13 protein-coding genes are annotated in these 10,868 nt (G+C 47.5%); 10 read left to right on the plus strand and 3 right to left on the minus strand.

Annotated features, from left to right (window positions below):
• Positions 1-76 precede the first annotated feature (76 nt).
• Entirely contained in the window at positions 77-214 is a 138-nt protein-coding gene (locus tag MHB78_RS04470) for a YvrJ family protein (protein ID WP_082094021.1), read from the minus strand.
• Between the two features lie 157 nt (positions 215-371).
• On the opposite strand from MHB78_RS04470, the gene MHB78_RS04475 reads away from it, so the two are divergent.
• The 4 genes from MHB78_RS04475 to MHB78_RS04490 all read left to right on the plus strand — a co-directional run bounded on the left by MHB78_RS04475 (position 372) and on the right by MHB78_RS04490 (position 3,187).
• A complete protein-coding gene (locus tag MHB78_RS04475; RefSeq protein ID WP_046129184.1) occupies positions 372-932 on the plus strand; it encodes a sigma-70 family RNA polymerase sigma factor in 561 nt (186 codons plus the stop codon).
• Positions 933-937: 5 nt separating this feature from the next.
• Positions 938-1,147, plus strand: coding sequence for a sigma-O factor regulator RsoA (gene rsoA / locus MHB78_RS04480; RefSeq protein WP_046129266.1), 210 nt, complete (start codon positions 938-940; stop codon positions 1,145-1,147).
• A gap of 190 nt (positions 1,148-1,337) precedes the next feature.
• Entirely contained in the window at positions 1,338-2,306 is a 969-nt protein-coding gene (locus MHB78_RS04485) for a rhodanese-related sulfurtransferase (protein WP_065894689.1), read from the plus strand.
• Between the two features lie 245 nt (positions 2,307-2,551).
• A complete protein-coding gene (locus tag MHB78_RS04490) occupies positions 2,552-3,187 on the plus strand; it encodes an FMN-dependent NADH-azoreductase (RefSeq protein WP_046129187.1) in 636 nt (211 codons plus the stop codon).
• A gap of 29 nt (positions 3,188-3,216) precedes the next feature.
• Here MHB78_RS04490 and MHB78_RS04495 read toward each other — a convergent pair whose 3' ends face one another.
• A complete protein-coding gene (locus MHB78_RS04495; RefSeq protein ID WP_046129188.1) occupies positions 3,217-4,269 on the minus strand; it encodes an oxidoreductase in 1,053 nt (350 codons plus the stop codon).
• A gap of 179 nt (positions 4,270-4,448) precedes the next feature.
• Here MHB78_RS04495 and MHB78_RS04500 point away from each other — a divergent pair, with 179 nt between their 5' ends.
• The 6 genes from MHB78_RS04500 (at position 4,449) to MHB78_RS04525 (ending at position 9,471) form a co-directional block, all read left to right on the plus strand.
• Positions 4,449-5,621, plus strand: coding sequence for a macrolide family glycosyltransferase (locus tag MHB78_RS04500; protein ID WP_046129189.1), 1,173 nt, complete (start codon positions 4,449-4,451; stop codon positions 5,619-5,621).
• A 96-nt stretch (positions 5,622-5,717) separates the two neighbouring features.
• Positions 5,718-6,896 carry an amidase gene (locus MHB78_RS04505; protein ID WP_046129190.1) on the plus strand — a complete coding sequence of 393 codons (1,179 nt, stop codon included), beginning with the start codon at positions 5,718-5,720 and terminating at the stop codon, positions 6,894-6,896.
• Positions 6,897-7,014: 118 nt separating this feature from the next.
• The gene (locus MHB78_RS04510) at positions 7,015-7,491 is read left to right on the plus strand and encodes a MarR family transcriptional regulator (RefSeq protein WP_046129191.1); all 477 of its coding nucleotides are present in this window, start codon (positions 7,015-7,017) and stop codon (positions 7,489-7,491) included.
• A 77-nt stretch (positions 7,492-7,568) separates the two neighbouring features.
• Positions 7,569-8,783 (plus strand): MFS transporter, encoded by a 1,215-nt coding sequence (locus tag MHB78_RS04515; protein WP_099047122.1) that lies wholly within the window; start codon positions 7,569-7,571, stop codon positions 8,781-8,783.
• Between the two features lie 14 nt (positions 8,784-8,797).
• Positions 8,798-9,295: a Type 1 glutamine amidotransferase-like domain-containing protein gene (locus MHB78_RS04520; protein WP_231947395.1), complete on the plus strand. Its 498-nt coding sequence runs from the start codon at positions 8,798-8,800 to the stop codon at positions 9,293-9,295.
• Positions 9,265-9,471 carry a hypothetical protein gene (locus tag MHB78_RS04525; RefSeq protein ID WP_231947394.1) on the plus strand — a complete coding sequence of 69 codons (207 nt, stop codon included), beginning with the start codon at positions 9,265-9,267 and terminating at the stop codon, positions 9,469-9,471. The genes MHB78_RS04520 and MHB78_RS04525 overlap by 31 nt, the downstream gene beginning before the upstream one ends.
• 24 nt (positions 9,472-9,495) lie before the next feature.
• Here the strand turns inward: MHB78_RS04525 and MHB78_RS04530 are convergent, their stop codons facing one another.
• Positions 9,496-10,683: an MFS transporter gene (locus MHB78_RS04530; protein WP_046129193.1), complete on the minus strand. Its 1,188-nt coding sequence runs from the start codon at positions 10,681-10,683 to the stop codon at positions 9,496-9,498.
• Positions 10,684-10,868 lie beyond the last annotated feature (185 nt).

A 10,868-nucleotide genomic window follows, 5' to 3' on the forward strand; every position in this document is an offset into this window, starting at 1 on the left:
GAATTTTGAAGGGAGGACTAAAAAGACCTTTCGTTTTCCCCTTCCGTCATGTTAAGTGAAAGAAGCGGCCTGGATGTCAATCGGTGTGTGCATTTTTTTCTTTAATCAATTCGATCAATTCATCAATTTTCTTTTCGAAGCGGGTTAAAAGGTAGATCGCCAATACGGCAGGGAAGCCGACATTTCCGACGTATTCGATCAATGTATTGTCCATATGAAACACCTCCTATTTCTATAAGTGACGAAAGATCGAAAAATGTCAGCGAGGAACGATTTTTGCAAGAAAAGAACTTAAGTTTGCATATTTATGGAAAAGATAAGTTTACTTTTCTTGCATTTCTTTCATTTAACTAAATAGGAGGCGGTGTTTTATGAAGAATTTAGCTTTACTGCGTTCCAAAATGAAGGAAATCAGGGGACATCCGCTTATCAAACATTTCTTGAGCAACCCGAGGTGTGAGCGGCTTTTTCACCATGTCATGGAGCATCCGGATTCTGAAGAGGCTGAATACCTTGATCTTGAGTTTAAAAAATTTTATAAGGATATTCGGATCATCAAGTACATCAATTCTATGATCAGGATATTCTCAATCGATTTTGATAAACGAGTCCGGAAGAACCAGCAGCGGTTTCCGCTGATCATGGACGACAGCGATCATGCGGCCGAACCGCCTCAAGGAGATGTCTTCGATGATGTGTTAAACCGGGAGGAAGATTTGGCCGAGCATATCCAGGACCCGCTGCTTTATGAGGCGTTTATGCAGCTGACAGATAAGCAAAAGCAGGTGTTTGCGCATATCTATATTCACGGCGCTTCTATGCAAGAGATCGCTAGCTCTTTGGGAGAATCGAGGCAAAATATCTCTAAAATTCATAAAAGAGGCATTGAAAAAATGAGAAAATGTCTGAATTCTAAAGGGGAAGGGGAATGATAAAGATGAATCTCTCTAATGACCGGGATTTTGAAGAATGGCTCGAAACCTTCATGCCGATGATCAGGAACAAATTAAAAAACACATCTTTTCAAGAAAGGGAAGACCTTGAGCAGGAGCTGAAAATTAAAATTTATGAAAAAGCGGACATGCTACTTTGTCAGGATGTCCCCGGGTTTTGGGAATTTGTCGCCGACCTGGTAAACAAGCTTTGACTGAAGTCATGATGCTTGCGTTAAATCACAATTAGTGATAGAATTTGTAGCATTTGATTCGTGGAAGTGTCAAAGCAGCTGTATTGAAATTATTACTATTATTTGTTTTAATATGACTGTGGATTTACAAAGTAAATGGATGATAATTCCATAATATATAATGAATGCGATAGATAAGGTGGTAGGAAACATGGAAAATCAATACCGGGTATTGTTGTACTATAAATATGTTCACATCGACAATCCTGAGCAATTTGCGCAGGATCATCTTACATTCTGCAAAGAGCTGGGGCTGAAAGGGCGGATTCTCGTCGCAGAGGAAGGGATTAACGGCACCGTGTCGGGAACGGTCGAACAGACGGAGACATACATGAATGAAATGAAAAAAGACCCCCGCTTTGAAGATATGGTCTTCAAAATCGATGAAGCGGATCAGCATGCGTTCAAAAAAATGCATGTCCGCCACCGCCCTGAATTGGTGACGCTCCGCCTTGAAGACGACGTAGACCCGAATGAGCTAACAGGGAAATACCTTGAGCCTAAAGAATTTTATGAAGCGCTGCAGCAGGAGGATACGATCGTCGTCGATGCCCGAAATGATTATGAGTATGACCTTGGTCATTTCCGGGGAGCGATCAGACCCGACATCAAAGCGTTCCGCGAATTGCCTGAATGGATCAGAGAAAACAAGGAAAAGCTCGAAGGAAAGAAAATTTTGACTTACTGCACGGGCGGAATCCGCTGTGAGAAGTTTTCAGGCTGGCTGAAAAAAGAAGGATTTGAAGACGTTTCCCAGCTTCACGGAGGGATCGTCACCTACGGGAAAGATCCGGAGGTTCAAGGCGAGCTGTGGGACGGAAAATGCTATGTCTTTGATGAAAGAATCAGCGTTCCCGTCAACCGAAAAGAGCACGTCATCGTCGGCAAGGATTATTTCACGGGCGAACCGTGCGAACGCTACGTCAACTGCGCCAATCCGGAATGCAACAAGCAAATCTTGTGTTCAGAAGAAAACGAACACCGCTATTTGCGGGGCTGTACGCATGAATGCCGGATTCACCCGCGCAATTTGTACGTGAAAGAACACGGCCTGACAGAGGAAGAAGTGCGAGAAAGACTAGAAAAGCTGAATGAAGAGGAACATGCAGCAAAGTCATAAAAGCAGTGAATACAGAATATCATATAAAAAATCGAAGATGCCCGCGGCATCTCCGATCGGCATTGCTCCTTTAAATGGAGCCGGCTTTGGTTTGAAATGGGAACGCCTTGAAAGGATCAGGGCGTTCCTGTTTTTTTTTCGCGAAATGAAATTCCCGTCTGAAGGAAAGCTATATGTTGCTGAATATTTGCCATTTGAATGTCTCATACTACAAACAACAATTTAAAAAAGGCAGGTAGGCAGAAATGGCGAAAATCCTTTATATTACCGCACACCCTCATGATGAAAGAGCATCGTACAGCATGGCTGCGGGAAAAGCATTTATCGATTCGTATAAGGAAGCACATCCGGACGATGAAGTAATTCACCTTGACCTTTACCGGGAAAACATTCCGCATATCGATGCCGACGTGTTCAGCGGCTGGGGAAAACTTCAATCAGGATCGGGCTTTGAACAGCTTTCCGAACACGAAAAAGCAAAGGTCGGCCGTTTGAATGAGCTGAGCGAGCAATTTGTTGAAGCTGACAAATATGTGTTCGTCACACCGATGTGGAATTTCTCTTTTCCTCCTGTAATGAAGGCATACTTCGATGCAGTCGCCGTTGCAGGAAAGACGTTTAAATACACGGAGCAAGGTCCGATCGGGCTGCTGACGGATAAAAAGGCGCTGCATATTCAGGCGCGGGGCGGCTACTATTCAGAGGGACAAGCCGCTGAATTAGAAATGGGACACCGCTACATCAGCATTATCATGCAGTTTTTCGGGGTACCGTCGTTTGAAGGCCTGTTTGTTGAAGGGCATAATGCGGAACCTGATAAAGCGGACGAAATCAAAAAAAATGCGATTGCCCACGCAAAAGAATTGGGTAAGACATTTTAAAAACCGCGGGGAAAACCCGCGGTTTTTCGTTATTGATCGGTCGATACTGTCTTTTTTAATTCGCTGCTCGTTCGGGCCGCTTCGATGATGCGGATGACGTTGAGACCTTCCTCTGCTGTAACCGGGAGTTTGCCGCCGTTCTTGATGCTTGCCGCAAGTTCTTTGTAGTATGTCAAATAAGAACCAGGCAGCGTTTCCACGATTTCTTTTTTTACTTCTTCGCCTTCGACAACGGTTAATTCTCCGTAATTCTCCGGTACGTCCGTTCCCCAAGATTCGCCGGCCGGTTTTTGTCCGGACCGCAGCGCGTCTTCCTGCCCATCGATGCCGTATTTGATAAAGCTTCCTTTTGAACCGTGAATCTGGTAGCGCGGGCCGTTTGCCGGAACGATCGAGCCGGAGTGCAGAATCGCCTGCAGCTTCCCGTAATGAAGTACGACGTGGAAATAATCGTCTGTTTCAGCGCCTTCTCTTTGGGCGGCCACTTGAGAGGTAACGGCCTCGGGCATGCCAAATAAATGAAGGGCCTGATCGATCAGGTGTGAACCAAGATCATAGAGCGCTCCGGAACCCAGGCCTTTCTGTTCCCGCCAGCGTTGTCTGACATTCGGCCTGAAGCGGTCGTAAGAAGCATGGAATGTATTGACCTCTCCGAGGCGGCCTTCATCTATCAGCTGCTTGATCGTCAAAAAGTCGTTATCCCATCGTCTGTTGTGGTAGACGCTGAGGCGCACGCCTTTTTCTTCGGCGATGTTTATTAACTCCTCTGCTTCTTTGGCTGTAGCCGTCATCGGTTTTTCCAGGACGACGTGCTTTCCGGCGAGAAGGCATTCTTTAGCCGCTTCAAAATGAAGGCCGCTCGGCGTTGTGACGATCGCCAGATCAATCTCCGGATCACTCGTGATGTCTTCAATCGAGCTGACCGTTTCCGCTTCCGGAATCTCCCGGTTGACTTGCTCTTTTCGGGAAGTCATCACTTTTTTGATATCGAATTCGTCCAAAACCGATAATAAAGGCGCATGAAAAACAGAACCTGACAGCCCGTAGCCCAATAATCCCGTGCGAATTCTCTCCAACTTCATTCTCCTCTCATCTTTTATTTGTCTATGTAGTGCTGTACGTCTTTATTTTACCCTGTTTGCCGCGATGAACAAACATAAAACCGGCTTCCTGCTAATTTCATCCAATAATTCAGACTTTAGTTAGTGGACATATTCCGTTTTCGGCCTGTAGAATTTTCTAAATAAAGGAGTGAGAAAAGATGGCAAATATTTTGATGATCAATGTTCCGGCCGAGGGCCATGTCAATCCTACGCTAGGTATGGCGAAGGCTTTTGCAGAAAGAGGGGACAATGTCCACTACATTACGACCGAAAAATTTAAAGAAAGGCTTGAAGCGCTCGGCGTCCGCGTTCATCTTCAGCCCGACGTCATGCAAAAACTGAAAGGCGTGGATTCGGTGCTGAAAATCATGATTGAGATTGCAAAAGATACGCTGTCAGCCGTAAGGGAGCTGGCCGAACAGATCGAGTTTGATTTTGTTTATTACGATACATTCGGAGCCGGAAAACTGGTCCGGGATTATTTGGGGATTCCCGGAATTTCTTCATCATCCTCCTTCTTGTTTTCCGAGGAATTTATGAAAAAACACGGACCGATCAAAGCTGCCGAGGGAAACCCGGAAGTTGAGAGGCTCATAAGAGAGATTCGGGACGAGTTCGGCGTGAACGTGGAAAGCCCGGCACAGTTTATGAGAAATGACGGCGAGTTAAATATCGCGTATACGAGCCGCTATTTTCAGCCTGACAGCGATCGGTACGGAGATGAATACGTCTTTGTAGGCCCGAGTTTTCCCGAGCGGAAAGGATCCAGGCGCGGCTTTCCGCTCGAAGAACTCGAAGATGAGCGTGTTCTGTATATTTCGATGGGGACCGTTCTTGCAGATAAAGAAGCGTTTTTCAATATGTGCATTGATGCATTTTCTGATTTTAAAGGGAAGGTTGTTATCGCCGCCGGAGAAAGGACCGATCAAAGCAGGCTGAAAGCATCACCCGACCATTTTATTATTTCTGCTTATGTTCCCCAGTTAGACGTATTACGGCATGCTGACGTTTTCATCACTCACGGCGGAATGAACAGCGTCAATGAAGCGATTCACTTTGAAGTGCCGCTCGTCGTCATTCCGCATGACAAAGACCAGCCCGTCGTCGCGGCGCGTCTAAAAGAGCTTGGAGCAGGCTTTGTATTGTCTGAGGAAGACGTGAATGATGAAACTTTAAAGAAAGCCGTCAATGAAGTAGCAGCAAATGAAGCCTATTTGAAAGGAATCCGCAAGATCAAGGAAAGCTTTCAGGATGCAGGCGGAGTCGCGCGGGCGGTGGCGGCCGTCGACCGGTTTGTTGAAGAAAAGAAGCACGGACTGCCGGCAAATTAAAGAGGTTTCCGCATATCGAAACAGGCAGATTTTATGACAAGTTCGTTTTCTTTGCTGTATCCCCCAGGTTATCGTTGATATCATGGGGGGATTTTTTTGGAGAACCATTGGGGAGCTTTTATAGATAAAGAGCTTTATGTGAAGCCGGAGAACGTCGAGGGGAGTTTGAAGAACAAGACGTTTGCCGTCAAGGATGTGTTTCATGTAAAAGGGCATAAGAACGCCGCTGGAAATCCGGACTGGCTGAGGACGCACGGGCCATCGGCAAAAAACGCCGCAGCGGTCGATCTTCTGCTTCGGGAAGGAGCCGGGCTGAAGGGGGCTGCCCATACAGATGAATTGATGTACAGTCTGAACGGGGAAAACGCCCATTATGGAACACCTGTCAATCCCGCCGCCGAAGGGAAAGTTCCGGGCGGCTCATCGAGCGGCTCCGCGGTTGCGGTTGCCGCCGGCTTGACCGATTTTGCCCTCGGAACGGACACAGGCGGCTCCGTCAGAATTCCATCGTCATACTGCGGTATTTTCGGATTTCGGCCGACACACGGGGAGGTATCTGCCGAAGGCATGATTCCGCTTGCCAAAAGCTTTGATACGGTGGGCTGGATGGCGAAAGATATCGGCGTGGTTCATGCCGTCGGCCGCGTTTTATTGAGCGGCCGGGACAGCAGCCGGCCATCCTTTGACAGCATATATTTTGAAAAAGAGGCTTGGCGGCTGCTTGAAGATGAGGATCGGGAGGAAGTCCATGCGCGTGCCGCCGATTTAATCGGCGGCGAATGCGAATGGGTGAATGTGGCAGACAACGGGCTTGCCGAATGGGCTGAAACGTTCAGGGTGCTGCAAGGCTTGGACATTTGGGAAGAACACGGAGAGTGGATCACGCGCGAAAAACCGGTGTTTGGCGCAGGAATCGCAGAGCGGTTTCAATGGGCGTCCACGCTCAAAAAAAGCGATCATGAACACGAATTTGTCAAAAGGCAGGCGATCGCAGACAAGCTGGCCGATTGGATCGGTGAAACCGGCCTGCTTGTCATCCCTACCGCCCCCGGCACTCCGCCGCTCCGCGGGATTCCGGAATATCGATTGAATGAGAGAAGGGCCAGAACAATGCAGCTCACGTGTATAGCCGGGCTCGCAGGACTGCCGCAGATCACGATCCCTTTATCAGCGAAAAGCGGCGAGCCATTAGGATTATCGTTTATCGCCGGCCCCAAACAGGATCTGAAGCTTCTCTCCTGGGCGGAAAAGTCTGTTTTGTCGTTGAAGCTGTAAAGCATATGTTGCGGGTTTTCATCCTGCAAAATATGCTTTTTTGCTTGCAAAGTTTTTTGTTAACCGGTAAACTATAATATAGTTAACCGGTTAACAAAATGAGAGAGGGATGAATAAAGTGGAAAACAATATTCATGAGCAGGTATTTGAAGCTGTTCAGGATTTTGTCCTGAAAAGAGAGAAACGAATGCAGCACGAACAGCAGAAAGCCGCCGAAGAAGCTTTTAAAGGTGAAGAACATCTGCGTCAACATTGGACGCTCACACAGCTTCACATCGTGTCAGTCATCAATGACAGCGAAGCCTTGGTTAACAACGCGTATCTTGCGGAGCGGCTTCACGTTTCAAAAGCGGCCATCACAAAAGCGACAAACGTTTTGATGAAGCGCTCGATGATTGAGTCTCACAAAAAGCCGAACAACAACAAGGAATTGTATTATACGCTGACAGCGGAAGGCAAAAAGCTGGCGGAGGTCCATGACCGGATGCATGAAATCGCAAAGCAGCGCTATATTGAACTGTTTGAGAAATTTTCGGAATCAGAGCTCAAAACCGTCATCCGCTTTTTAGGTGAATGGTCAAAACATATGGAATGAATCAGACTGGCGGATGGCGGCATCCTGCTGTCCGCGTATCATCAAAATAAAGGCAGGCGTTTTTCAGGTTGAAACATATGAAAGCAAGTCCATCTTTTATTATGTATGCTGTTTGCATCAGCGCGTTTTTTGCTTCGTTAAGCCAAAATATCTATTCGCCCATCATCCCTCTTATCATGGATTCGTTCCGCGTTTCCGCACCAATGGTGAACCTTTCCGTCACTTTGTTTATTTTCGTGACGGCAGTGATGCAGATGATTCTCGGTCCGCTGATTGATCGGAAAGGCGCAGGATTTGTGATGACGGCAGGCATCGCCGTAACGGCTGCAGCCAGCATCGGCTGTGCCGCAGCTCAGGACTTTACGCTGTTTCTGATTTTCAGGGTGCTTCAGGCCGCGGGAACCGCCGCCCTTCCTCTCTTTGCTGCGACAACGATCAGCGGTTTATTTGAAGGAACAAAACGGGCGAGCGCGATGGGGACGTATCAAATGCTGTTATCCATCGCCCCCGCAGCGGCGCCGATACTTGGGGGATTCATCGGCGACCGATACAGCTATCCAGGGGTTTTTTGGTTTTTGGCGGGAATATCCGCCATACTGTTTTTAGTAAATGCCCTGTATGTTCCTCACAGAAAACCGGGGAAGAAAGGGCGCATCACTGCGAACTGCCTCTTCTCCGGCTACAAGGACATTTTCAAAAACAAGACGGGACAGGCGATGTTTAGTTTGAGTTTTTTCATCTTTTTCGTGTATTTTTCAATCATCGTCTATTTGCCTATTTTATTGACTGACAGCTATCATCTCAGTCTGAAAACGGTCGGCTTGCTTTATTTGCCGATCGCTGGAAGCACAATTGCCGGAAGCGTGCTGTTTAAATGGATTCAAAAGAAAGCGCCGCTTGGACGGCTGTTTTTGTACGGCAATCTAACAGCTGCAGGAAGCATTGTCATATTTGGATTCACCCATACCTTCTCGATTTTTTTCATGTCCATCGCCCTTATCCTTTTTGGCATCGCGATGGGGCTTATTCCGCCGCTGTTCTCGACGATGGTGGCAAACGAATATGAGGAAAACAGGGGCAGTGCATTAGGAATGTTTAACTTCATCAGATACACCGGAATGGCGTGCGGGCCGATGATAACGGCATTTCTGCTGGAACGGCTGCCGTCTGTCTCCGTGTTTTGCTGTTTTGGAGCGCTGTATGCGGGCGCTGTGCTCGTGATGGAGACGGTCATCGGGAAAGCGTACAGACAGAAAACCGAACAGAGACAAAAAACAATCGGTTCTTCCTGAAATGGAGTGATATTATGCTGTTTCTTTCCGGAGGCGGGGACCGGGACCAAACCCGCATGATCGATCAGCGTTTTGCTGAAGAAATCGATAAAGCGAAGCCTTTATTATATATTCCAGCGGCGATGGAGGCTTCACGGTTTGACAGCTGTTTTCAGTGGATAAAAGGGGTTTTCTCTCCGCTTGGCGTAAACGGCATCGTCATGTGGCCGGACGTAAAGAATAAGAGGTTCCGGGATTTGGATCGCTTTTCTGCTGTATATATCGGAGGGGGAAATACGTTTCGTTTATTGAAGCATGTCACAGACACCCGTTTCAACGATATTTTGCAAAGCTATGCAAAGCGGGGCGGGATTGTCTACGGCGGAAGTGCGGGCGCGATCATTCTCGGAAAACATATCATGACATGTTCCCATATGGATGACAACAATGTTGGTTTAAATGAATTCGACGGTTTGGGGCTTGCAGGCGGGTATTCGATTTGGTGCCACTACAATCGGGAAGACGCCCGCTGATCAATACATTTATAAAGAAATATGGGACGCCGGTTATTTCATTGCCTGAGGAAACGGCGATTTTGGCCGGCGGTGGCAGAATGCAAGTCATCGGAACAAAGCCCGCCTGTGTATTTGCGGAAGACAGCAAGACCGTTGTCGATGTGAATCACTTTATAAAGAAAAGCTCCACATGAACCGGCATGTGGAGCTTTTTTTCTCTATTCCCAGGCTTCGTTCACCTGTTTTTTCTCGGACGCATAAGCGAACATCGTCAGCGTTAAGCCGAATGCAGTCATCAGGGCGCCTCCGGTAGCGAGATATGTGTAGGATTTGGAGGCGTCGAGAATGATGCCGCCGATCCATGCGCCGAGCGCGTTGGCGAGGTTGAAAGCGGCGATGCTGACGGAAGTTGCAATCGTCGTTCCGTGTTCAGATCCTGCAACGACTTTCGTTTGCAAGAGCGGCACCGTTCCGAACGCGCCCGCTCCGAATAAGAAAGTCGCAATGATGGCGCCTGCCGGATGTCCAGAAACAAATGGAAACGCCGCCAGAATGCACATCAATGCGATCATGACACCGATCATAGAACGGGTCAACAGGTGAAACGGCACTTTTCCCGCATAGAAGTTGCCGACAACACCGCCGAAGCCGTATGCGAAAAGGGCTGCCGTAATGCCGAGGCTTCCAAAGCCGGCAGAGTGTCGCAGCATAGGTTCGATGAAGGTGTAGGCGATGAACACGCCTGAATAGCCAAAGATGGTGATGGCAAAGGAATAAAGGACTTGTTTATTTTTAAAGACATCCCATTCATGGATCAATTTCGGCACGACTTTCGGCTTTTTGTGCGGTACGGTCAGCAGGATGCCGAAAAAGCCGATCAGGCCGAGAAGTGCGACCATGAAGAAGACGATCCGCCAGCTGAAAAGGTCACCCAAATAGGAGCCGAATGGGACGCCGAGCATCAGGGCGATCGTCAAACCGCCGTTCATTGACGCAGCAGCAGCGGCCCTTTTTTCAGGCGGTACCATTTCGCTGACGAACACCATCGTCGTTGCAAAAAATGCACCGTGAATGGATGCGGATAAAAGTCTGGATATGAGTAAAACGGTAAAGTTTGGCGCAAATATACTGAGTGTATTGGCCAAAACGAAAACGCCCATCAAGCCGAGCAATACAGGCTTTCGCGGAAGCTTTACCGAAAGAAGCGTCACGATCGGCCCCGTCAGACAGACGCTTCCTGCGTAAGCTGTCACCAACAGTCCTGTCGCTGAAATCGGGACAGAGAGATCCTTTGAAATAGAAGTTAAAATGCCCATGACGACGTATTCCGTAAAGCCGATGGAAAACGTGCAGATCATAAAAATCATAATGATCAGCTTGATTGGCGCATTGTGTTTTCTGTTCATCGCTTCATCCCTCCTTTAAAAAACATGAGTTTATATCGTAAAAGATAATGGGAGGAATTTCAACCGCTTTTTTTTATGGAATATGTTTCAACTGAATATCAAAAAAACGATTACAAAAAAACAAAAACATGATACTCTTAAAACAGACGTATACAAAAATAAACAAACGAAAACGGAGTGATTGA

The organism is Bacillus sp. FSL K6-0138 (genome assembly GCF_037982765.1).
GTDB lineage: Bacteria > Bacillota > Bacilli > Bacillales > Bacillaceae > Bacillus > Bacillus glycinifermentans.

Excerpts from the sequence above, each read along its gene's own strand:
- MHB78_RS04490 (WP_046129187.1), top strand. The coding sequence starts at position 2,552 with ATGGCGAAAATCCTTTATATTACCGCACACCCTCATGATGAAAGAGCA.
- rsoA (WP_046129266.1), top strand. The coding sequence starts at position 938 with ATGAATCTCTCTAATGACCGGGATTTTGAAGAATGGCTCGAAACCTTC.
- MHB78_RS04495 (WP_046129188.1), bottom strand. The coding sequence starts at position 4,269 with ATGAAGTTGGAGAGAATTCGCACGGGATTATTGGGCTACGGGCTGTCA.
- MHB78_RS04500 (WP_046129189.1), top strand. The coding sequence starts at position 4,449 with ATGGCAAATATTTTGATGATCAATGTTCCGGCCGAGGGCCATGTCAAT.
- MHB78_RS04470 (WP_082094021.1), bottom strand. The coding sequence starts at position 214 with ATGGACAATACATTGATCGAATACGTCGGAAATGTCGGCTTCCCTGCC.
- MHB78_RS04530 (WP_046129193.1), bottom strand. The coding sequence starts at position 10,683 with ATGAACAGAAAACACAATGCGCCAATCAAGCTGATCATTATGATTTTT.
- MHB78_RS04520 (WP_231947395.1), top strand. The coding sequence starts at position 8,798 with ATGCTGTTTCTTTCCGGAGGCGGGGACCGGGACCAAACCCGCATGATC.
- MHB78_RS04515 (WP_099047122.1), top strand. The coding sequence starts at position 7,569 with ATGAAAGCAAGTCCATCTTTTATTATGTATGCTGTTTGCATCAGCGCG.
- MHB78_RS04485 (WP_065894689.1), top strand. The coding sequence starts at position 1,338 with ATGGAAAATCAATACCGGGTATTGTTGTACTATAAATATGTTCACATC.
- MHB78_RS04475 (WP_046129184.1), top strand. The coding sequence starts at position 372 with ATGAAGAATTTAGCTTTACTGCGTTCCAAAATGAAGGAAATCAGGGGA.